We start from the raw sequence: 21151 nt of genomic DNA on the forward strand, positions 1-21151 counted from the left end.
TTTCGTTCGCGATCGCCACATGGACTGGCGCGGCTGCCGAGAACGTCCTGGCTCGCGTTCTGGTTGCCCGTTCCGCGAGCCATGACGTTCTCGGCGTCCGGCCTCGACCGCGTCAGCGCGCGAGCGCCTCCGCGAACGTCCGGGGAGCGCGGCCGAGCGCCTCCTGGACCCCCGTGTCGAGGTGGGCGTTGTCGCCGCGTCGGATCGCGGTGAACAGGCTCACGAGCTGCTCCACGAGGGCGGGCGGCAGCTCCGCACCGGCCGCTTCGGCCCACGCTGCGGTGTCCGCCGCGACGAACGCCAGGTCGCGCGACGTCGCTGCCCCCACCAGCGCGATCGCCTGCTCGAAGGTCAGGAGCTCGGGACCCGAGAGCTCGTAGGTCCGGCCGTCGTGCCGTGCCGACAGGAGCGCGTCGACCGCCACGGCCGCGATGTCGGCCGCGTCGATGAAGGGTTCGGCACCGTCGCCCACCGGGAGGGTGAGCGATCCGCCCGCGAGCTCGGGCACGAACATCCCCTCGGTGAAGTTCTGCACGAACCACGAGGGTCGCAGCACGACGGCGGGGATGCCCGCCGCGGCGACGGCCTCCTCGAACGCCGGGACGATGCTCTCGCCGCCCTGCTCGGGGTGGCGCGCGGAGAGGAGCACGAGGCGCTCGACCCCCGCCTTCTCGACGACGTCGGCGAACGGCCCGAGGTCGACGATCGTCTCGGGCGGCACGACGAACGCGGCGCCGACTCCCGCGAATGCCGCGGGCCAGGTGCTCGCGTCCTCCCAGTCGAGGCGGACGGGCGTGGACCGGGACGCGGGCCGGACGGTGCGGCCGGCGGCGGTGAGGCCGGCGACGACGCGTCGGCCCACCTTCCCACCGGCGCCGGTGACGAGGACGGGACGGGTCTGCTGTGTGGTGGTCATGCATCCATCCTGGGTAGCGTCGGCAAGATGAACCATGGGTGTCCGTCGCGCATCCATGTGCGTTCGTCTACCGTGGTGGGCATGGACGCCGTCGACGATGCTCTCGCTCACCTCCGGGTGACCGGCTCGATGGTCGGTCGGACCCTGGTCGACCCGCCCTGGGGTCTGGCCGTCGACTCCGCGTACCCGTGCGTCCTGGCGGCCGCGACCCAGGGGACCATGTGGGTCACCTACGGCGACGCCGCGCCGTTCCTCGTCGAGGAGGGCGGGGTCGTGATCGTCGCGGGCGGCGCCGTGCTCCGCCTCGGCGATCGACCGAACTCCCCGGTCGACGTCGTGATCAACGACCGCGACGCGTGCTTCGACCCCGCCACGGGGGCGGACCTGTCGCAGTCGTGCTCCCTCGGCGGGCGAACCTTCGGCGATCCCGACGGTTCCGTCTCGGTCCTGGTCGGCGCCTACCACTCGACCAGCGAGACGTACGCGATGTTCAACCAGGACCTCCCCGACGTCGTGGTGCTGCCCCCGAACGACGACGTCACCCCCGTCCTCGGGGTGATCGCCGCCGAGGCCACGCGGAACCGTCCCGGCCAGCAGGTCGCCGTCGACCGCCTCATGGAGCTCCTCGCGATCGCGACGATCCGTCGCTGGCTCGGCGAGAACCCGGACGCCGTCGGCTGGCCGACGGCGCTGGAGGACCCGGTCGTGGGGCCGGCGCTGCAGGCGATCCGCGAGGACCCGGCGCAACCGTGGACGGTCGCCTCGCTCGCCGCCGAGGCCGCGGTGTCACGCGCCGCGTTCGCGCGCGCCTTCACGGCTCGGGTCGGGGTCCCGCCCCTGACGCACCTGCGGCGGTGGCGGATGGCCGTCGCCACGGACCTGATGCGGGCGGAGCCGCACCTGTCGCTGGCGGAGGTGGCGGCGCGCGTGGGCTACGGCGACCAGTTCGGTTTCTCGACCGCGTACCGCCGGGTCCGGGGCGTCGCGCCGTCGACGGCCCGCCGCCGCGCGGCCTGACCGCAGCCTCCCGGCGAGAACGTCCCCGCTAGCGTTCTGAGCCCTCCTGCCGCGACCCAGGACGTTCTCGGCAGTGCCCGAGGGCTCCGGAAACCGGGAACGGGCTCGCACCCGACCGCCACCCTGCGCGAGGATCCACGCATGACACGGACGTCACCGATCGGGGGTCGGCAGGCCTCCCCCGACACCCCCACCCGCACGGAGGAGGCCCTGGAGCTCCGAGCCGATCCCGACGACATCGCCCACCTCGTGTGCTGCCGCGACGACGAGTGGCGGCTCGGGTTCTGCGGTGCCCCGGGCGAGTATCTGAACTTCGCGGCCGAGACGGTCTGCACGATGTGCGTCGAGGTCGCCGAGCAGCGCCTGCCCGGCTGCTTCGACAACGACCCGATGCGCTGTCCCAACGACCACCTGCCGTGCCCGGACCTCACCGACGTCTACCTCCGGGCGATGGATCTGACCGACGGCGGAACCTCGTGACCAGCACGGCCGGGCCCACCGACCTGAAGAAGCAGCTCCCGAGCTGCACCGCGCGGCGCGGCCGCTTCGACGTCCTCACGGTGCCGCCCCTGACCTACCTGATGATCGACGGCCACGGCGACCCCAACACCGCCCCCGCCTACGCCGACGTCCTCGCCACGCTCTACCCGGTCGCGTACACGTTGAAGCTCCTCAGTCGCGACGAGCTCGCGCGCGACCACGTCGTCATGCCGCTCGAGGCCCTGTGGTGGTCCGACGACATGGCGTCCTTCACGAGCGCGCGCGACAAGTCGACCTGGAGCTGGACCGCCATGATCCTCACCCCGGAGTGGATCACCGGCGGGCACGTCGCGACGGCGGTCGCCGCCGTCCGACAGAAGCGGGGCGACGACGGCGCACCGGCCCTCGACCGCCTCCGTCACGAGACCCTCGACGAGGGCCTCGTCGTCCAGACCCTCCACGTCGGCCCCGACGACGACGAGGGCCCGGTCCTCGCCGAGATGCACGGTGAAGTGATCCCCGCGCGAAGCCTCGAGATGACACGAGCAGATCACGACGGCGATCGAGGAGGAGCGCACGTTGCGATCCGACCTGGCCGCCGGCCGCATCTCCCACGAGCAGGAGCACGCGCGCATCGCCGAGCTCGAGCGGCAGCTCGACCAGCTGTGGGACCTGCTGCGCCGACGGGACGCCGAGCGATCGATCGGCCACGACCCGTCCGGCGTCCGCCCGCGACCCGAAGGCGTCGTCGAGGGTTACATCGGTTAGATCCTGCGACAGCCGGTTGAACGGCGTGACTCCCCCGGCGGCGTGCGGTTCCATCGACCCGTGACCACCACCCTGGCGACGCCGCGCCCCGACGACCTGGCCGCCGTCGTCGTGACCCTCGCGACCTGGCAGCGCGACGGCCTGCCCGTCCAGCTCCACCCGGGTGACCTCGGCTGGGCCTGGCAGGTCGGAGCCGCAGCCCTCGCGCCGCGCGTCCGCACGTGGCACGACGGCGGTGGCCACCTCGCCGCCGTCGGCTTCCTCGACGGCGACGGCCTCGTGCGTCTCGGACTCGACCCCGAGCGGGACGACGACGAGGCGCTCGCCTCCGCCGTCGCGGCCGACCTCGCGGACCCGGGCCGCGGTGTTCTGCCCGACGCCGCGGCCGCGGTCGAGGCGCGACTGGGCGCGGCGCTCCACGCTCGCCTGGTCACCCGAGGCTGGGTCGACGACGAGCCGTGGACGCCCCTGGTCCTCGACCTCGCCGCAGCCGCCGCAGCCGCCGAGGCACCGAGCTCGATCCGTGTCGAGGTCGTCGGTCCTGAGCTCGTCGACGCGTGCGTCGCCGTCCACACGTCGGGTTTCGAGCGCTCACGCTTCACGGCGCAGCGGTGGCGCACGACGGCGGCCGGCCCGGCCTTCGCCGACGCCCGCTGCCTGCTCGCGCACGACGAGGCGGGTGACGCCGTCGCCACGGCGATCGTGTGGAGCGCCGGGGCGGGGCGCCCGGGTCTGATCGAGCCCCTCTCGGTCTCGCGCGACCACCGCGGGCGCGGTCACGGCCGCGCCCTCACGGTCGCGGCGGCCGCGCACCTGCGCGAGCTGGGCGCGTCGAGCATGATCGTGGCGACGCCGAGCGCGAACGTCGGCGCGGTGGCGACCTATCGCTCGGCCGGGATGCGCGAGCTGCCCCAGGTGCGCGACCTGCGGCGCCCGGTCTGACGGCGAGCTCACCCCCGCGATCGCTCTCGTCTGCGTGGCGGTGGAGGATTGTCGCCATGGCGGACGTGCGCACGACCTCCGACGACGAGTGGGTGGTCGGCGGTCATCGCTGGACGGTGACCGAACGCGCGGACGAGTCGCGCTGCTACGACATTGCGTGGGTGTCGGGGCCGGATCCGAGCTACGGCTTCACCCTGGCGTCGTCCACCCGTACACCGATCGACGACGCTGTCATCAGGAGGGAGATCGTCCACGTCCTCGGCGGTGTCGATCCCGAGACCGGACACCTCTCCCGAGTCCGCGACGTCAGCTCGTGACCAGGCCGAGGCACACGGCGCCGCCGACCAGGATCAGGGCGCCCGAGAAGAGCAGAGAGGGCCTCCCCGACGACAGACGTCGCGCCAACCACAGGAACGCCACCAGCAGAGCCGCCGGAATCATCAGCATCATCAGCGCGAACGGGACCGCCTCCACCCACGACCACCACGGGCCGTCGTTCAGCGTCAGCCCGAGGACGGCCATGAGCAGCGCCCACAGCACGATGGGCACGTTCACGACGATGGCGACCACGAGGGCGTACCACCCGGCCGTGAGTGCGGCCGGGCGTCGGTGGACGAGGGTGTGGACCTGCGGGGCATCGAGGTCGGTCACCTCGCCATTGAACCAGCCCGATGCGTCCGACCGAGCGTCGGCGCCCTCCTCCGGAGCAACCCCGCGTGGGCCGCCGCTACCGGGCGTCACCACCCTGGGCGACGCGGTAGGTCACCGTGAGGTGGCCGGTGTCGTACCGCTCGACGTCCTCGAGGCGCAACGCCCTGGCCCCGAGGTTCGGCGGTACGAAGGTGCGGCCTGCTCCGAGCAGCACCGGGACGATCCTCAGCCTCAGCTCGTCGACCAGGCCGGCGCCCAGCAGCGCCTCGGACAGTCGGAGGCTTCCCCAGACCACGGTGGAGGCGTAGCGCTCGCGCATCGCGGTGGCCGCGGCCACCGCGCCACCACGGAGCACCTCCGCCTGACCGGCCCCCCACGGGGCGTGCTCGAGGGTCCGCGACACGACGTGCTTCGGCAGGGCTGCCATCGGGCCGGCGGTGGCGTCGACGGCGGGATCCGCCGTCGGCCAGTACGACGCGAAGAGCTCGTAGGTGCTCCGGCCCAGCAGGATCGCGTCGACGGTGCCGAGCCACCGCAGCTGGGGGCTGTCGGCGTCCGACTCGTCGCCGAAGGGCACGACCTCGGTGAAGCCCAGTCCGCCGTCCGCACCGGCCGCGAATCCGTCGGCCGAGACGATCTGCTCGACGGTGAGGATGCCCACCAGCGGACGCCCGCCCGCCAGACCGCGTCGCGGTCGGCGTCGAGTACTCGGGTGAGGGTGACGTGGTGCTCGGACATGGTGGTGCTCCCTGGTCGAGGGCGCTGCGTCGTCACGTGCGCACGGCGAGCGCGATGGCGGTGCCGGTGGGCGTGCGGGTCAGTCGACGCGGTGCGCGACGCGGTCGCACAGGGTGATCCACTCTCCTTCGGGTCGGAACTCCCAGTGGTGGGTCTGGGTACGTCCCTCGTCGCTGAACCGGATGGTGGCTCGCTCCTGGGCACCGGTGAAGGTCCAGGTGTCGCCGTCGCAGGTGAGCAGGTACTCGCGGTTGTAGCCGTGGTTCTCGATGCTCCACGAGAAGTACGTCCCGCGCTCCTGGTCCCAGCCGAGGAAGCTCATGGTGTCGAAGGGGCCGTTGGCGCGCTCGTCCTGGACGACGAACCGGTCGCCGGAGTGCCAACGCGCCGTGTGGACGCTCCGCCACGGCGATCCCTCGAGATCCGTTCCGTAGGCCGTGCCCTCGGCGGCCCAGTCCCCGACGAAGACAGCCAGCCGCTCGTGCTCGTTCTCGTCAGCCACGGGGTGCCCCGTTCGTCGGCGCGTACGTCAGAACGACGTTGGCCGAGTCCGCCCACGTGCGAACACCGAGCAGGTCGAGGTCGAGGCCCCCGAGACCCTCGAACGCCCGGTGGTCGCCGGCGACGACGCGCGGGCCGACCATGACGTGCAGCTCGTCGACGAGCCCGTGGCGCAGCAGGTCCGTCCACAGGGTGAGCCCGCCGAACAGCAGCACGTCCCCGGGCTCCTCGGAGCTGCGGAGGCTCGCGATCGCGCGGTGGGCGTCGCCGCGCCGCACGATCGTGGTCTGCGCCTCGAACGCCGTGACGTCCGCCGACGTGATGCTGTCGGAGATCACGATGATGGGAAGACCTGCGGCGTAGCGCGAGGCGATGTACGCGTCGTCGGGCGAGCCCTCCGGATCGCCCACCCGTGCGGGCCAGTACTGCAGCATCCCGCGATAACCCGTCCCGCCGAACAGCAGACGACCCGCGGCCCTGACGCGCTCCACGTTGTAGGCGCTGAAGGCCGCGTCCATCGGCACGGCCGACACGTCGCCGCCCGGCCCGTCCGCACAGCCGTCGATGCTGAGCATCGTGCTCACGATGACCTTGCTCATCACGTGACACCTCTCGATCGGTGCGCCCGACGGGCGGGTGCGTCGAAGATAACAGACCGGACCGGTCCGGTCTATAGTTCAGGCGTGCAGGAGAAGAGCCCACGAGGTCGACACCGCGAGGCGGCGGAGAACGACATCCGGATCCTCGAGGCCGCGCGGGCCGTCTTCACCGACGATCCCGATGCACCGATCTCGGCCGTGGGCGCCAGGGCAGGAGTCGGCAAGTCGGCCCTCTACCGCCGGTACGCGAGCAAGGAGGTCCTGCTCCAGGCCGTCGGCGAGGAGGTCACCGAGACGTACGTCTCTCGCATCGAGCGCAGCCACCTGGACCTCGACGACGGCGTCGCCCCGCGGATCGTCCTGGCCGGCTTCCTCGCCGACGCCGCCTCCACGGGTACCCACACGATGGCGCTCGCCATCTCGGGACGCTTCGATCCCTCCCCCCGCGACCGCCGCCGTTCCGCCGAGGGGTGGGAGGCAGGGGAACGCCTCGTGTCACGCCTGCAGGACGCCGGCGCCCTCCGCGCCGAGGTCGACTGGCTGGACCTCAACAAGCTGCTCGAGACCATCGGGGGCCTCCGAGCTCCCGACGGGGAACGAGCCCACCAGCTCCGGCGGCGGTACGCCGCCCTCATCACCGCCGGTCTCGCGCCCGCGTCCGAGCCACTCCCCGGCACCCCGGCCGGGCCCGCGGACTTCGGACGGACCACCTCGGCCTGACGATCGGCGAAGCCGTCTCCCCCTACCCCGCCGGCTTCTCGGCCACGAGGAACAGGAAGCAAAGGAACGCGCTCCGCTCCCCGCTCGCGATGCGCGCCGGCATCAGCTCGGCGGGCGTGTCCGGCGACGGCGCCGGCTCGTCCAGCACCCGCAGCACCAGTCCGGAGTCGGCCACCGCCCGGACGACCTCCCGCAGCGGCCGGTGCCAGAAGGTCAGGGTGGTGCTGCGGCCGTTGAGCTCGACCTCCTCGCCGTACTCGCGGGTCGCGAAGTAGTCCTCCGTGGGTTCGTTGAACGGACGCACGAACGGGTGGTTGACGCTCGCCACCAGTCGGCCGCCCGGCCTCAGCACGCGCCGGATCTCCGCGAGCGGCGCCTCCCAGTCCTGCAGGTAGTGCAGGACGAGCGACGCGACGACGTCGTCGAAGCTCTCGTCCTCGTAGGGCAGCGGCTCGGCCAGGTCGTGCACGGTCAGGGGCACCGCCCCGCCCAGGCGACGTCGCGCGAGCTCGATCATCGCGGGACTGCCGTCGAAGCCGGACACGTCGGCGCCCCGGGCGACGAGCTCGGCCGCCAGCGGCCCCGACCCGCACCCCGCGTCGAGGATCCGCCGGCCCTCCACGTCACCGAGCAGGTCCAGCACGGCGGGCCGCTCGTAGTGCGCGTTGAGCAGGCTGCCGGCGTTCTCCTCGTCGTAGTCGGTCGCGAAACCGTCGTAGTCGTCGGCGCTCATCCCTGTTCCCTCCGTCGCGTGCGTCCCGCCAACCTAGGTCAGCCGGCGGCAGCGCCGACGCCCCGCCCCTCGACCACGCCTCTCCCCGGTGGCAGGATGCCCGCCACCACGATCACCGGATCGCGCCCGACGGCGGAAGGCACCCCATGGCCGAGGCACCCCTGCGCGTCGTTCCTCTGGGGCCGGACACCTGGGACGCGTTCGACGCCCTCGTCGAGGCGAACGGCGGCATCTTCGGCGGCTGCTGGTGCATCGGTTTCCACCCCGAGACGGGAACGCCGGGTCTGAACCATCGAGACGCCAAGCGCGAGCGCGTCATGACCGACCGGGCACACGCCGCCCTCGTCCTGGACGCGACCGGCGGCGCCGTCGGGTGGGCCCAGTTCGGCGGCCCGGCCGAGCTGACGCGCATCAAGCACCGCCGCGCCTACGAGGCGGAGCCTCCGCCGTCGCCCGACTGGCGCCTGACCTGCGTGTTCGTCGGGAAGGGGCACCGCGGACAGGGTGTGGCGCGCGCCGCCGTCGAGGGCGCCGTCGACCTGATCGCCGCGGCCGGAGGTGGCAGCGTCGAGGCCATCGCCGAGACGACGGCGGGGCGCACCACCGTCGGCCGCTTCCTGTTCTCCAGCACCGTGGAGCTGCTCGAGTCCGTCGGATTCGCCCGCCTGCGCCAGGTCGGCAAGCACGCGTGGATCGTCACGGCGAGCATCGCCCCGGCCGCACCGAACGGGGTACCGGCGGTACCGGGAACGATCGCCCCCTCCCCCGCAGCTCCGACGAAGAGTTGACTGCTCGCCGGTACCGGTCACGACCGCAGGGAGCACCGATGGATCTCACCCGTTCTGAACTCCGGCAGGCCCGCGCCCGGCGGGAGCGCTGATGGACGCGCTCGAGCTCGTCGTCGTCCTCGGTGCCGCGATCGTCGTCGGGGAGATGATCGGTCGCCGCGTGCGGCTGCCCACGCCCATCTTGCTGCTCGCGCTCGGCGCCCTGCTCGGGTTCGCCCCGGCGCTCCGTGCCGTCCACCTCCCCTCCGACCTGGTGCTGCTCGTCTTCCTTCCGGCGCTGCTCTACCGGGAGGCGATCGTCTCCTCGATGCGCGAGATCCGCCGCAGCCTGCGCGGCGTCGTCCTCGTCAGCACGCTGCTCGTGGTGCTGAGTGCTGCCGCCGTCGCCGCGCTCGCGCACGCGTTCGGCATGGCCTGGGGCCCGGCATGGGTCCTCGGTGCGGCCCTCGCCCCGACCGACGCGACCGCAGTCGGCGCCATGGCGCGACTCCTCCCCCGACGCATGATGGGAGTGCTGCGGTCCGAGAGCCTCGTCAACGACGGCACCGCCCTGGTCCTCTACGGCGTCGCGGTCGGGGTGACGGTCGGCGAGGAGACGCTGACGGCCGGTCACCTGTCCTGGCTCGTGGTGCTCTCCTACGGGGGCGGCATCCTGGCGGGGCTGCTGGTGGCCCTGGTCGGCCAGCAGGCGCGGCGCCGGATCAGCGACGTGCTGCTCGCGAACACCGTGACGCTCGTGACGCCGTTCGCGGCGTTTCTCCTCGCGGAGACCGTCGAGGCGTCGGGTGTGCTCGCCGTCGTCGTCGCGGGCCTGGTGCTCGGCCGGCGCGCCCCGCGGGAGATCGACGCGGCCACGCGCCGTGTCGCCGAACCCTTCTGGTCCCTCGGTGCCTTCGTGCTGAACGGGGCGCTGTTCGTGCTGGTCGGCATCGAGGTGCAGTCGGTGGTGCGCGCGCTGCCGAGCGACGCCCTCGCGCGCGCGGTCGGTCTCGCCGTCGCCGTCTGGATCACGATCCTGCTCGTGCGCGCCGCGTTCCTCTACGCCTCCGCCTACCTCATCCGAGCACTCGACCGACGGCCCTCCCAGCTCGCCCGCCGCGTCTCCAACCGCTCCCGCATCGTCAGCACCGCCGCCGGGTTCCGGGGTGCGGTGTCGCTCGCCGCGGCGCTCGGCGTGCCGACCACCGTCTCGTCCGGAGAGGCCTTCCCCGACCGTGACCTGGTGGTTTTCGTGACCGCCGTCGTCGTCGTGCTGACGCTCGTGGCGCAGGGACTGGCGCTTCCCGCCGTCGTGCGGTGGGCGCGCTTCGCCGCGGACGACAGCGCCGAGCGCGAGCGTGAGCTCGCCTCGCGCGTGGCCACCCGCGAGGCCCTCGACGCGCTGCCGGCTCTCGCCGCCGAGCTCGGGGTGGACGACGACGAGGTCGCCCTCGTGCGCGAGCGGTTCGAGCAGAACCTGCGCCTGCGTGGCGGGAACGCCTCACCGCAGGAGATCTCCGCCCGCGAGCGCAGCGTGGCGCTGACCCTCGCGCTGCTCGGGCACAAGCGCGCCACGATCGTGCGGCTGCGCGACGAGCAGGAGATCGACGACGCCGTGATGCGCGAGCTGCAGGCGCGAATCGACGTCGAGGAGCTCGCCCTCTCGGAAGGAGACCTCACGCTCGACTGAGCGGCCCCAGCACCGACAGCAGGGCCAGCTTCTCGTGGCTCTTCGACCCCGGCGCCGCGGTCAGCACCAGCAGCGTGTGGCCGTGCACCGGATCGACCATCAGCTGGCAGTCGAGGTCCATCTCGCCGACCTCCGGGTGCAGCAACCGCTTGTGGCGGGCGTGCGTGACGCGCACCTCGTGATCGCGCCAGAGCTCGGCGAACTCGGGGCTCGCGGCCAGGAGCGCCTCGGTCAACGCGGCCGCCCGGGACCGGGGGCCCTGCCTGGCCAGGACGGCGCGCGCGTCGGCGGCGAAGGCCCGCGAGAGTGCGGCGTGGTCCTCCTCCGGGTAGACCTCCCGCGTGCGCGGATCGGTGAACCAGCGGTGGACGATGCTGCGGGCGTGCCCGGTGAAGCGCGTCTCGTCACCGAACAGGGCGCGCGCCGCCGGGGTCTGCACGAGCGTCTCGCCGAGATCGGTCATGACCTGCGCGGGCGTGTCCGCGAGCCGGTCGAGGATGCGCATCGTGCCGGGGGCGACGTGGTCGGCGTGGGACGTCCGCACCGGCGGGTGGTGCCCCGCGAGCCGGAACAGGTGGTCGCGCTCGTCGAGGTTCAGGCGCAGCCCGCGCGCGATCGCGGCCAGCATCTGCTCGGACGGCTGCGGTCCGCGGCGCTGCTCGAGCCGCCCGTAGTAGTCCACCGACATGTCGCACAGCGCCGCGACCTCCTCGCGCCGCAGGCCGAGCGTCCGACGGCGCGGTCCCCGGCCGAGTCCGACGTCCTCCGGCTGCAGCGCCTCGCGGCGGCGTCGGAGGAAGTCGGCGAGCTGGTCCCGGTCCATGCCGCCACTCTGCTGCCCCGGGCGGCGCCGGAACAAGGGAGCGCCGATCCCTGGCTGAGCGCCGCGGCCCGCCCCCGCCGCCGGCGGCGCGCCGCGCTCAGGCAGGAAGGTCGACACCGGTCAGCTCCCGTGTGACGTCCCAGATCCGCCGCGCGTCAGCCTCGCTCGTCAGCCGGGAGTACACGGCCTGCTCGGCGGGCGGGCCGCCGATGTGACCGAGGCCGCGCGGGCCGTAGAGGCGGCCGCCGCGGGCGTCGGGGCTCGTGGCCGCGAGCACGGCGGGCAGCGCGGCGGACTGCGGGGTCCCCGCGATGCCGAGGCGCGCCAGCACCCGGATCACCTTGACCTCCGTCGAGTCGCCCGTCCGCCCGATCTCGGGCTGGGACGCGAGGAGATTCGTGGGCGAGACGCCGGGGTGGGACAGGTTGCTGCGCAGCCCCCACCCGCCGGCCTCGCTGCGCCGCTGCAGCTCCATCGCGAACAGACCGAAGGCGATCTTCGAGGAGCTGTACGCCTGGAACGGGTCATAGCTGCGCTCCCAGCTGAGGTCGTCCCAGTGCACCGCGTTGCGGTTCGCGGCGATGCTGACCTGGGAGGTCACGTGCGCGCGCCCCTCCCGCAGCAGGGGCAGCAGCCGCCCGACGAGCGCCGCGTGCCCGAGGTGGTTGGTCGCGAGCTGCAGCTCGAACCCGTCGGCGCTCGCCTTGCGCGCGGGCGGCGTCATCAGGCCGGCGTTGCCGATGAGCACGTGCAGCGGCTCGCCCTCGCGCAGCAGGTCGTCCGCGAGCGCCTGCACGGAGCCGAGCGAGGACAGGTCGAGCGTGCGTACGTCGAGGCGGGCGCCGGGGACCGCCGCGGCGATCCGGTCGGCGGCCGCGCGGCCCTTGGTGGCGTTCCGCACCGGCAGGACCACGGTCGCGCCCGCCCGGGCGAGACGCGCGGCGATGTGGACGCCCATGCCGTCGCTCGCCCCGGTGACGAGGGCGCGGCGACCGGTGAGGTCGGGGACGGTGATGTCGTGGTGACGAGGCATCGTCAGCTCCAGATCTGAGGGGCAGCGGGCATCTCCCGCGGTGGGCCGTGACCCGATCCTGACGGTTTCCCGCCACGGTGTTCAGGGCCCCGTCATCCAGGGATCGCCGGTCCCTGGCTCGCGCGAGGTCGCGCGAGGTCGCGCGCGACGACGGAGCGGCCGACCCGTCCTGGGCGCACGCCCCGAGCCGACGTATCGTCCGAGTCGAGAGCGCGATCGAGGGAGAACCGTCATGACGTCGTCCGTACCCGCACGCGAGCCGGGCGAGCGTGCCGCGCCCCGTCGCGCCCTCGTGTCCGGCGCCAGCATCGCGGGACTGGCTACCGCCTTCTGGCTCGAGCGCATCGGCTGGCGCGTCGACGTCGTCGAGCGCGCCGCGGAGTTCCGCGAGGGCGGGCAGAACGTGGACGTGCGCGGGGCGGCGCGCGCCGTCGTCGACCGCATGGGGCTGAGGGAGCGGGTCCGCGACCTCACGACGACCGAGGAGGGCACTCGCTTCGTCGACGGTGAGGGCGGGACGGTCGGGGAGTTCCCCGCGCGCGAGGGCCACGACGGCCCCACGGCCGAGCTCGAGATCCTGCGGGGCGACCTCGCGGGCGCCGTCCGCGACAGCCTCGGCGACGCCGTCACCCTGCGGTTCGGCGACACGGTCGCGGCCGTCGACGACGCCGCAGCACCTGCCCCGGTGCACGTCACCTTCGCCTCCGGCCGCGAGGGCGACTACGACCTCGTGGTGGTCGCCGAGGGAGTGCGGTCCGCCACGCGCGACCTCGTCCTCCCGGCCGAGGAGATCCACCGCGACCCGCTCGACCTGGCGATCGTCTACGGCACGATCCCGCGCACCGACGACGACGACCGGTGGTGGCGCTGGTACACCGCGACCGACCAGCGGCAGGTGACGCTGCGGCCCGACAACGTCGGCACCATCCGGGCCACGCTGGCGTGGCTGACCGATCGCAGCGACCTCGCCGCGGCCCCGCGGGCGCAGCGGGACCGGGTGCTGCGGGAGGTGTTCGCCGGCGCCGGCTGGCAGACCGAGCGCGTCCTGGCGGGCCTGAGCACGTCCGAGGACGTCTACCTCGACCACCTGACGCAGATCCGGCTCGACCACTGGTCGCGCGGGCGCGTCGTCGTGGTGGGCGACGCCGCCTGGTGCGTGACGCCGGTCGGCGGCGGCGGGTCGTCGCTGGCGCTGCTCGGCGGCTACGTGCTGGCGGCGAGCCTCAGCACCGCGGCCGATCTGGCCACCGGGCTGCGCGAGTTCGAGGCGTGGCTGCGGCCCGTCGTCGAGGACACGCAGAAGCTGCCGCCCGGGGTGCCGCGCCTGGTCTATCCGCGCTCGGCGCTCGGCGTCGGCGTGCTGCGCGCCGGGGTGCGCCTCGCGAGCTCCGCGCCGGTACGCCGGATCGCCGGGCGGATCCTGGGATCCGCGGGCGAGAGCGAGCGGGAGCTGCCGGCGATCACCCTCGCGAGGAGCTGACACCGGTGGCGACGCCCCGGCGGGGGCGGGGGTGCGCCGTCAGCCGATCGTGCCGGTCCCCGGGATCTCGTCCGTGATCGCGTAGCGCAGGTGCACGGTGCCCGACGGCGCGGTCTCGGCCGGGGCGAGCAGGCGCAGGTTCGCGGGCACCACTCCGCCGTCGAACACCTTCCTGCCCTGGCCCAGGACGATCGGGTGCAGCCACAGGTCGAGGCGGTCGGCGAGCCGCTCGGCCAGCAGCGTCCGGACCAGGTCCAGGCTCCCGACGACCTTGACGTCCTCGTGGCGCTCCTTGATCTCGCGGACGGCGGCAGGGAGGTCCGCGCCGAGCTGCTGCGCGCCGGCCCACGTGAGGTCGAGCGTCGAGCGCGAGGCCACGTACTTCGGGATCGCGTTGAACAGGTCGGCGATCGACCCGCTCTGCTGCGGCCAGTACGCGGCGAAGATGTCGTAGGTGCGCCGGCCCAGGAGCAGCGCGTCGGTGCCCTCGTACGCCACCGCGATCTGCTCCCCGGTCACGGGGCCGATCAGCGGCGCCTGCCAGCCGCCGAACTCGAAGCCCTCGGGGTCCTCGTCGGGACCCCCGGGCGACTGGCCCACGAGGTCGAGGGTGGCGAACAGCTCGAGGTGGACGAGTCCCATGGTGCACTCTCGCGGTCGGCGTTGCTGGTACGGGGTGGACCGCCGTCACGACCCGAACTCGGCGAGTGGGACGTGACACGTGCCGGCACAGGTCGTCGCCCGCCTACTCGTCCCGCAACGCCAGGACCGTCGTCAGGCTGACGGCGTGCCCGGCGTCGCGCCGGTCGACCTCGCGGAAGCCGAGGCGCGCCAGCACCCGGCGCGAGGGCTCGTTCCAGTCCCAGACCGTCGCCCACAGCCGCGGGTACCCCTGTGTGCGGGCGAGGCCGACGACGGCGGACGCGCACTCGGCGCCGAGACCTCGCCCGTGGAAGGCCCGGAGGAGCTCGAAGGCCAGCTCGGGTTCCGCCTCCCCGCCCGGTCCCTGCGTCGAGAGTCCGCAGTACCCGAGCGTCCGGGAGGTCTCCCGGAGCACGACGGTCAGCAGTGCGGGCGCCGCCGGGTCCGTCTCGTGGGTGGCGCTGGCGTCTCTCAGTCTCGCGGAGAGGTCGGCCACCGTGGGTCGGCCGTGCTCGTCCGGACGCCGGTGCGCGGGCACGCGCGGATCACGCTCACGCCACAGCCGGTGGTGCACCTCGGCGTCCTCCGCCGCCATCGGACGCAGCACGAGTCGCGGGGTCTCGAGCACGGGGGCGTGGGCGGTGCCGCCCGTCATCAGGCGCCGAGCGCCCTGATCAGCTCGTTCACCCCGAGCACGACGAAGATCACGGCCACCGACCCGAGCGCGATGTTGAGGAACCAGCCGTTGCGCCACTCCTTCGGGACGTATGTGGAGTTCAGCAGGAGGAGCAGCGTGATCGCCAGGAACGGCATGAACAGTGCGCCGAGCACGCCGTAGGCGATGATCAGCGAGATCGGCCGGCCGAGCAGGAGGAGCAGCATCGGCGGGATTGTCAGCCACAGGATGTAGCCGCGGTAGTAGGTGCCGCCGAGCTTGCGGCGCTTGTCGTCGTCGGGCAGGCCACGGACCTCGCCGAGGAAGTCGGCGAACATCAGCGAGACGCCGTTCCAGACGCCGAGGATCGAGGAGAACGACGACGCCCAGAACCCGATGAGGAAGAAGTACGTCATGAAGGTGCCGTACCGCTCGCCCAGGACGTCGGCCAGACTGATCAGACCGGCGTCGCCGTCGGCCAGGGTGATCTGGGCGGAGTAGAGCAGCTCCGCGCCGACGATCAGCATCGCGACGACGAAGATCCCCGACATCACGTAGGCCATCGCGTTGTCGATCCGCATGACCTTCATCCAGCGCGGCGTCGTCCAGCCCTTCTCGCGGAGCCAGTAGCCGTAGGCCGCCAGGGTGATCGTGCCGCCGACGCCGCCCGCGATGCCGAGCGTGTAGACGAGCGCGCCGTCGGGGATGCGCGGCACGAGACCGCCGACGATGTCGCCGAGGTTCGGCGTCGTGACGATGGCAGCCCCGACCACGGTGATGAACATGAGGCCGACGAAGAACGCGATGATGTACTCGAACGCCTTGTACCGCCCGAACCACACGATGACCGCGCCGAGCAGGCCGGAGACCATCGCGAACGCCCAGATCGGTATCCCCGGCGCGAGCGCGTTCAGCGGGAGCGCGGTGGAGGACATGGCGGCCGCGCCGTACACGAAGCCCCACAGGATGATGTACGGGCCGAAGTAGACCGTGGTCCAGATGCCCAGCCGGCGCCAGCCCTGGAAGATCGTCAGGCCGGTGGCGAGCGTGAAGCGGCCGGCGCCCTCGACCAGCGCGATCTTGATGATCACACCGGCGACCGCGGCCCACAGCAGCGCGTAGCCGTAGCGGCTGCCGGCCACCAGCGTGGCGATGAGGTCACCGGCGCCGATGCCGGTCGCGGCCACCACGAGCCCGGGTCCGATGATCCGCCACCGCGGCGGTCCGGCCGTGGCGTCCTCGACGTCGCTGTCCCTCACCTGTGAAGTCATCCAGGCACGGTAGCCGACGGCGTCGGGCGGCGACGGGGCGGGGGCATGACGTCGCCGCCCTGCCCGTGCCCGGCAACAACTGTCGGGACGGTGTATGGTGCGGTGTATGCTCCGCACCAACATCTACCTCGAGGCGCGCCAGACCGAGGCGCTCGACGAGCTGGCTCGGGCCGCTGGCGTGACTCGGGCCGAGATGATCCGCCGCGTCGTGGACCGCGCGCTGGCGGGCGCCTCCGGTGCCGAGGAGTCCGCGCTCGCCGCCATCGACCTGTCGTTCGGAGCGGTGACGGCGGTCGAGGTCGCCGAGCGCGGCCCGGACGAGCGTGCCGCCCACCTCGCCGCGCTCTGGGGACGCGACGCGTGACCCTCGTCGACTCCGACGTGCTGATCGCCCACCTGCGTGGCGTGCCGTCGGCGCGCGACTGGCTCACCGGGGCGAGGTCACGGGGCCCGCTGGCGATCAGCGCGGTGACCGTGGCCGAGATCACGGGCGGCGTGCGCCACGGTGAGGAGCGGGCCGTGAACACCCTGCTCGGCGCGCTGACGACGCAACCTGTCAGCGACGCGATCGCGCGCAGAGCCGGAGCCCTGCGCCGTGAGTTCGGACGGAGCCACTCGGGAATCGGGCTCGGCGACTACCTCATCGCCGCCACGGCCGTCGAGCTCGGGCACGAGCTCGCCACGCTGAACGTGCGCCACTTCCCGATGTTCCCGGGCCTCGCCGCGCCGTTCGACCTCCCTCGCCGGGGAGCGTGACGTCCGCGGCCCGAGCTCCGAGAATCCTGAACGCGGCAGAGCCGCGTCGGCTCAGGACCGCCAGAACGCCTCGGCCACCCGGCTCAGGCCGAGCAGGTCGCTCGTCCCGGCCAGCTCGCGCGCGGAGTGCATCGACAGGATCGGGATGCCGACGTCGACCGTCCTGATCCCCAGCCGCGTCGCCGAGATCGGGCCGATCGTGGACCCGCAGGGCACGCCGTTGTGCGACACGAACTCCTGCACCGCCACCCCGGCGCGCTCCGACCAGCCGCGCCAGGCGGCCTCGCCCGCGCCGTCGGTGGCGTAGCGCTGGTTGGCGTTGATCTTGAGGATCGGGCCGGAGCCGAGCACGGGCTGGACCACGGGGTCGTGGCGGCCGACGTAGTTCGGGTGCACCGAGTGCCCGACGTCGCTGGAGACGAGCCAGGAGTCCGCGAGCGCCCGCAGGTGCTCCTCGGGGGTGGCGCCGAGCGCCGTCGCGATCCGCCCCAGCACGTCGCCCAGGAGCGGGCCGGCGGCGCCGCTGCGCGTGGCGGAACCGACCTCCTCGTGGTCGAAGACCGCCAGCACGGGGATGTGCGGGAGGCGCTCCACGCCGGCGCCGGCGCCGTCGCCCTCCGAGGAGGAGGCCGCCAGCCGCTCGAACGCGCGCAGCCCCGCGTGCACCGACGCCAGGTCGTCCAGCCGCCCCGCCGCGAGGAACGCGTCGTCGGCCCCGAACACCGCACCGCGCGCCGAGTCGGCGAGCACCAGGTCGTAGCCGCGCACGTCCGCCCGGGCCACACCCACGTGCGACGCGACCTCGGCGAGCAGGTCCGCCGTCGCCGGCTGGCCGAGTCCCCACACGGGCTGGGTCTGCGTCTGCTTGTCGAGCGCGAGACCGTCGTTGACGTTCCGGTCGAGGTGGATGGCGAGCTGCGGCAGCCGCAGGAGCGGCGGCGTCGCGACGAGGTGGTGCGCGCCGTCGGCCGTGATCAGGCGCCCGGCGAGCAGCAGCTCACGGTCGAGCCACGAGTTCAGGAGCGGTCCGCCGTAGATCTCCACGGCGGCCTGCAGCCAGCCGCGCGTGCCCGTCGTCGGCTGGGGCTTGAGCCGGAACCCCGGGGAGTCGCTGTGGGCGCCGAGCACGTGGAAGCCGGTCGTCGCGGACGCGGCGAGAGGAACCGCCCAGGCCAGGACCGCGCCGTCGCGAACGACGACGTAGCGTCCGCCGGGCACGACGTCCCACGCCGCGGTCTCCACCAGGCGCGTGAAACCGGCCGAGACCAGGCGCGCGGCCACGGTCTCGGCCGCGTGCAGGCTCGAGGGCGAGGCTGCGACGAGGTCGATCAGGTCCTCGGCGTGCGTGCGGACGGTGCGGGCGTCGGCCAGGTTCTCGGAGGAGCTCACACCTCGATCGTAGGCACGCACCCGCCTAGGCTCGGGTCATGAGCGCTCCCGCGAACGCCCCGTCCTCCTCCCCCCTCCTCGTCCTGGTCGCCAACGCCGGCGACGGCAGCATCAGCACGTTCCGGCTCTCCGACGGCGCCCTGGAGCGCCTCGCCGTCGCCGAGGGCCTGACCGGCTGCTCGGCGTTCGCGGTCGACGCCGAGCGCGACCTCGTGCACGCGGCCGTCAAGGGTGCCGGCGAGGGCGAGAACGCCGGTCTGCTCACGCTGTCGCTCGACCGCGCCACGGGCGTCCTCACCCCGCGCTCGCGCCTGGACCTGCCCGACGGCAACCTCAACTACGTCGCGCTCACCCGGGGCGGCACCGGCCTCCTGGCCGCGTCCTACGGCGGCGGCTACGGCTTCACGGCGCGCGTGGCGGACGGTGAGGTCTCCGAGCCGGTCTCGCGGATCGCGTTCGCGAACCTGCACTCGGTGCTCGCGAGCGGTGACGGCGCGCACGCCTACTTCGTCTCGCTCGGCGACGACCTGATCGCGCAGTACGCGATCGGCGACGACATGGCGCTGCACGCCCTCAGCCCCGAGACGGTCGCCGCGCCGACCGACAGCGGCCCGCGCCACCTCGTGCTGTCCGACGACGGCTCGGCGGTCCTGGTCCTGACCGAGTTCACCGCGCAGGTGCTGCGCTACGCGCGCGACAGTGCGACCGGCAGGCTCGAGCTGACCGGGTCCGCGCCCGCGGCCGACCCCTCCGCCGGGCTCGGCCCGAGCAGGCTCGGCCTCGACCCGAAGGAGAACCACGTCATCTGGGCGGCTGACCTCCGGTGGGGCGCTCCCGCGCCGTCGGGCGACGGCGCGCGCCACCTCTGGGCGTCCGAGCGCGCGGCGAGCACGCTCGGCGCGGTCACGGTGGCGGCCGACGGCGCCCTCACGTCTCCGGAGCACTTCACGACGACGGAGCCGCAGCCGCGCGGTTTCGACCTCAGCCCCGACGGCGCCCACCTCGTCGCCGCGGGCGAGCGCTCGACGACGGTCTCGCTCTACGCCGTCGACGGCGATCGGCTCGAGCTGCTGCAGCAGGCCGAGACGGGCGCCGGCGCGAACTGGGTCCGCTTCGTCTGAGGGATCTCTCGCCGGTCCGCCCGTCCGGCGGAACGACGACGGCGCCCCCGCCCCCGAGGGGACGAGGGCGCCGTCGCGACGGACTCACTCGGTCTCGAGGTCGTCCTTCAGGTCGCGGTCGTAGTTGGTCTGCAGGCTCGCCTGCAGGGTCTCCAGCGTGCCGGCGACGTCGGCGTCCTGCGTCAGGATCGCCTGCAGGCTCTTCGCGATCTCCAGGTCACCGCCCGGGAGGAAGACGCGCGCGAAGTCCTGGCTGCGCGTGCGCTCCAGCTGCTCCACGGCGACCTCGAACTGCGGCGCCTCGGCGTAGACGGCCGACATGTCGGCATCCTTCTGCACGGGCAGGTAGCCGGTGCCGGCGGAGAAGAACGCTGTGTTCTCCGCGTTGGTCAGGTAGGCGGCGAACATCGCTGCCGCGAGCTGGCGCTCCGGCTCGGACGCCGAGGCCACGGCGACGCCGGCGCCACCGGTGGGGACGACGCCGTCGGACGTCTCCGGTCCGCCCGGCAGGAAGCCGGTGCCGACCTCGAACGTGGCGGAGTCCAGGATGCCGGAGAGCGAGCCGGTGGAGGCGATGACCTGCGAGACGGAGCCCGAGGAGAACGCCGTGGCCGGGTCGCCCGAGGCGACCTCGGCCCAGCCGTCGTCGACCGACGCCTGCGCGAACTCGAGAGCCGCGACGGTGTTCTCGTCCGAGACGGTGGCGAGGTCCCAGTCCTCGCTCCAGCCGCCGCCGAAGCCCCACACGAGGTTCGACATCGTCCACGCCGGGTACTGGTCCTCGGCCGGGTAGCCGAACGGGGTGGCGGCGGGGACGGCCGTGGCGATCGCGGCGGAGAACTCCTTGGCCTCCTCCCACGTCTCGGGGGCGCGGTCCTCGAGACCGGCGGCGGCGTAGTGGTCCTTGTTGTAGTAGAACAGCGGCGTCGAGCGGGCGTACGGCACCGCGTAGTGGTCGTCCTCGTACAGGTAGTCGCCCAGCAGCGTGTCCTGGTAGGTGCTGGTGTCGACGTCGGCCGCCTCGAGCACGTCGTCGAGCGGGAGGATCGACCCGTTGAGGTAGGCGGGGAACCAGGTCGCGTCGGAGAGCACGACGAGGTCGCCGACGTCGCCGGAGGTCTGCGCCGTCTGGAACTTCTGCGCCACCTCCTCGTAGTTCGCGCCGGCGGTGACGAGCTCGACCGAGATGCCGGTCTCCTCCTCGAAGCCCGCGATGAGCTCCTTCTCCAGCTCGATCGACCCCCCGGGGTGGTTGGACCAGAACGTGATCTCGGTGGCCGGCTCGACGCCGGAGAAGTCGACCGCCTCGGCGGCGGAGTCGGCCGAGCCGCTGGAGCCGGTGGCGGGGCCGCACGCGGCGAGGACAGCCACGGTGGCGGCGGCGAGCGCCGCGGTGAGGATCGGACGGGCGTTGCTGGACACGGTCGGTGCCTTTCGTCGGGTCTGTCTCGGAGGATCT

26 protein-coding genes are annotated in these 21151 nt (G+C 73.3%); 12 read left to right on the plus strand and 14 right to left on the minus strand.

Features of this window, described 5'->3' with window-relative positions:
• Positions 1-112: 112 nt before the first annotated feature.
• Positions 113-916 (minus strand): NmrA family NAD(P)-binding protein, encoded by an 804-nt coding sequence (locus SERN_RS04935; RefSeq protein ID WP_158292567.1) that lies wholly within the window; start codon positions 914-916, stop codon positions 113-115.
• 81 nt (positions 917-997) lie between these two features.
• Here SERN_RS04935 and SERN_RS04940 point away from each other — a divergent pair, with 81 nt between their 5' ends.
• On the plus strand, positions 998-1933 hold the full coding sequence (locus tag SERN_RS04940; RefSeq protein ID WP_158292568.1) for a cupin domain-containing protein: 936 nt from the start codon (positions 998-1000) through the stop codon (positions 1931-1933).
• Positions 1934-2074: 141 nt separating this feature from the next.
• Entirely contained in the window at positions 2075-2413 is a 339-nt protein-coding gene (locus SERN_RS04945) for a hypothetical protein (RefSeq protein ID WP_135849055.1), read from the plus strand.
• Here SERN_RS04945 and SERN_RS16035 read toward each other — a convergent pair.
• Positions 2371-2991 (minus strand): hypothetical protein, encoded by a 621-nt coding sequence (locus SERN_RS16035; protein WP_332888457.1) that lies wholly within the window; start codon positions 2989-2991, stop codon positions 2371-2373. The two genes, SERN_RS04945 and SERN_RS16035, sit on opposite strands and share 43 nt — an antisense overlap.
• Position 2992: 1 nt before the next feature.
• Here SERN_RS16035 and SERN_RS15710 point away from each other — a divergent pair, with 1 nt between their 5' ends.
• The 3 genes from SERN_RS15710 to SERN_RS04960 are packed head-to-tail and all read left to right on the plus strand — an operon-like array spanning position 2993 to position 4440.
• A complete protein-coding gene (locus SERN_RS15710; protein ID WP_233251487.1) occupies positions 2993-3181 on the plus strand; it encodes a DUF2630 family protein in 189 nt (62 codons plus the stop codon).
• Between the two features lie 60 nt (positions 3182-3241).
• Entirely contained in the window at positions 3242-4123 is an 882-nt protein-coding gene (locus SERN_RS04955; protein ID WP_135849056.1) for a GNAT family N-acetyltransferase, read from the plus strand.
• Between the two features lie 56 nt (positions 4124-4179).
• A complete protein-coding gene (locus SERN_RS04960; RefSeq protein ID WP_135849057.1) occupies positions 4180-4440 on the plus strand; it encodes a hypothetical protein in 261 nt (86 codons plus the stop codon).
• Here the strand turns inward: SERN_RS04960 and SERN_RS04965 are convergent.
• The 4 genes from SERN_RS04965 to SERN_RS04980 all read right to left on the minus strand — a co-directional run bounded on the left by SERN_RS04965 (position 4430) and on the right by SERN_RS04980 (position 6612).
• The gene (locus tag SERN_RS04965; protein ID WP_135849058.1) at positions 4430-4774 is read right to left on the minus strand and encodes a hypothetical protein; all 345 of its coding nucleotides are present in this window, start codon (positions 4772-4774) and stop codon (positions 4430-4432) included. The two genes, SERN_RS04960 and SERN_RS04965, sit on opposite strands and share 11 nt — an antisense overlap.
• A 76-nt stretch (positions 4775-4850) precedes the next feature.
• A complete protein-coding gene (locus SERN_RS04970; RefSeq protein WP_158292569.1) occupies positions 4851-5435 on the minus strand; it encodes a dihydrofolate reductase family protein in 585 nt (194 codons plus the stop codon).
• Between the two features lie 156 nt (positions 5436-5591).
• A complete protein-coding gene (locus tag SERN_RS04975) occupies positions 5592-6014 on the minus strand; it encodes a DUF1579 family protein (protein ID WP_135849060.1) in 423 nt (140 codons plus the stop codon).
• Positions 6007-6612 carry a dihydrofolate reductase family protein gene (locus tag SERN_RS04980; RefSeq protein WP_135849061.1) on the minus strand — a complete coding sequence of 202 codons (606 nt, stop codon included), beginning with the start codon at positions 6610-6612 and terminating at the stop codon, positions 6007-6009. The genes SERN_RS04975 and SERN_RS04980 overlap by 8 nt, the downstream gene beginning before the upstream one ends.
• Positions 6613-6696: 84 nt before the next feature.
• Here SERN_RS04980 and SERN_RS04985 point away from each other — a divergent pair, with 84 nt between their 5' ends.
• The gene (locus SERN_RS04985) at positions 6697-7332 is read left to right on the plus strand and encodes a TetR/AcrR family transcriptional regulator (RefSeq protein WP_158292570.1); all 636 of its coding nucleotides are present in this window, start codon (positions 6697-6699) and stop codon (positions 7330-7332) included.
• Positions 7333-7354: 22 nt separating this feature from the next.
• On the opposite strand, the gene SERN_RS04990 is transcribed toward SERN_RS04985, so the two are convergent.
• The gene (locus SERN_RS04990; RefSeq protein WP_135849063.1) at positions 7355-8065 is read right to left on the minus strand and encodes a class I SAM-dependent methyltransferase; all 711 of its coding nucleotides are present in this window, start codon (positions 8063-8065) and stop codon (positions 7355-7357) included.
• A 146-nt stretch (positions 8066-8211) separates the two neighbouring features.
• Here SERN_RS04990 and SERN_RS04995 point away from each other — a divergent pair, with 146 nt between their 5' ends.
• On the plus strand, positions 8212-8853 hold the full coding sequence (locus SERN_RS04995; RefSeq protein WP_199241514.1) for a GNAT family N-acetyltransferase: 642 nt from the start codon (positions 8212-8214) through the stop codon (positions 8851-8853).
• A 91-nt stretch (positions 8854-8944) separates the two neighbouring features.
• The gene (locus tag SERN_RS05000) at positions 8945-10522 is read left to right on the plus strand and encodes a Na+/H+ antiporter (RefSeq protein WP_199241515.1); all 1578 of its coding nucleotides are present in this window, start codon (positions 8945-8947) and stop codon (positions 10520-10522) included.
• Here the strand turns inward: SERN_RS05000 and SERN_RS05005 are convergent.
• Entirely contained in the window at positions 10509-11345 is an 837-nt protein-coding gene (locus tag SERN_RS05005; protein ID WP_135849065.1) for a helix-turn-helix transcriptional regulator, read from the minus strand. The genes SERN_RS05000 and SERN_RS05005 overlap by 14 nt on opposite strands.
• A gap of 97 nt (positions 11346-11442) precedes the next feature.
• Entirely contained in the window at positions 11443-12378 is a 936-nt protein-coding gene (locus SERN_RS05010; protein ID WP_135849066.1) for an SDR family oxidoreductase, read from the minus strand.
• A 232-nt stretch (positions 12379-12610) separates the two neighbouring features.
• Here SERN_RS05010 and SERN_RS05015 point away from each other — a divergent pair, with 232 nt between their 5' ends.
• Entirely contained in the window at positions 12611-13858 is a 1248-nt protein-coding gene (locus SERN_RS05015) for an FAD-dependent monooxygenase (RefSeq protein WP_135849067.1), read from the plus strand.
• Positions 13859-13897: 39 nt separating this feature from the next.
• Here the strand turns inward: SERN_RS05015 and SERN_RS05020 are convergent, their stop codons facing one another.
• The 3 genes from SERN_RS05020 to SERN_RS05030 all read right to left on the minus strand — a co-directional run bounded on the left by SERN_RS05020 (position 13898) and on the right by SERN_RS05030 (position 16426).
• On the minus strand, positions 13898-14500 hold the full coding sequence (locus SERN_RS05020; protein ID WP_135849068.1) for a dihydrofolate reductase family protein: 603 nt from the start codon (positions 14498-14500) through the stop codon (positions 13898-13900).
• Between the two features lie 103 nt (positions 14501-14603).
• Positions 14604-15155 (minus strand): GNAT family N-acetyltransferase, encoded by a 552-nt coding sequence (locus tag SERN_RS05025; protein ID WP_135849069.1) that lies wholly within the window; start codon positions 15153-15155, stop codon positions 14604-14606.
• Positions 15155-16426 carry an Nramp family divalent metal transporter gene (locus SERN_RS05030; RefSeq protein WP_135849070.1) on the minus strand — a complete coding sequence of 424 codons (1272 nt, stop codon included), beginning with the start codon at positions 16424-16426 and terminating at the stop codon, positions 15155-15157. Before SERN_RS05030 ends, SERN_RS05025 begins: the two co-directional genes overlap by 1 nt.
• 106 nt (positions 16427-16532) lie before the next feature.
• On the opposite strand from SERN_RS05030, the gene SERN_RS05035 reads away from it, so the two are divergent.
• Both SERN_RS05035 and SERN_RS05040 read left to right on the plus strand, forming a co-directional pair.
• Positions 16533-16790: a ribbon-helix-helix domain-containing protein gene (locus SERN_RS05035; RefSeq protein WP_135849071.1), complete on the plus strand. Its 258-nt coding sequence runs from the start codon at positions 16533-16535 to the stop codon at positions 16788-16790.
• Positions 16787-17182: a type II toxin-antitoxin system VapC family toxin gene (locus SERN_RS05040; RefSeq protein ID WP_135849072.1), complete on the plus strand. Its 396-nt coding sequence runs from the start codon at positions 16787-16789 to the stop codon at positions 17180-17182. Before SERN_RS05035 ends, SERN_RS05040 begins: the two co-directional genes overlap by 4 nt.
• 51 nt (positions 17183-17233) lie before the next feature.
• On the opposite strand, the gene SERN_RS05045 is transcribed toward SERN_RS05040, so the two are convergent.
• Positions 17234-18571 carry a M18 family aminopeptidase gene (locus tag SERN_RS05045; protein ID WP_233251488.1) on the minus strand — a complete coding sequence of 446 codons (1338 nt, stop codon included), beginning with the start codon at positions 18569-18571 and terminating at the stop codon, positions 17234-17236.
• A 38-nt stretch (positions 18572-18609) separates the two neighbouring features.
• Here SERN_RS05045 and SERN_RS05050 point away from each other — a divergent pair, with 38 nt between their 5' ends.
• Entirely contained in the window at positions 18610-19692 is a 1083-nt protein-coding gene (locus SERN_RS05050) for a lactonase family protein (RefSeq protein WP_135849073.1), read from the plus strand.
• Between the two features lie 84 nt (positions 19693-19776).
• Here the strand turns inward: SERN_RS05050 and SERN_RS05055 are convergent, their stop codons facing one another.
• A complete protein-coding gene (locus SERN_RS05055; protein ID WP_135849074.1) occupies positions 19777-21114 on the minus strand; it encodes an ABC transporter substrate-binding protein in 1338 nt (445 codons plus the stop codon).
• Positions 21115-21151 lie beyond the last annotated feature (37 nt).

Origin of the sequence: Serinibacter arcticus (assembly GCF_004786095.1) — a bacterium.
In the GTDB taxonomy this organism is placed as follows: Bacteria; Actinomycetota; Actinomycetes; order Actinomycetales; family Beutenbergiaceae; genus Litorihabitans; species Litorihabitans arcticus.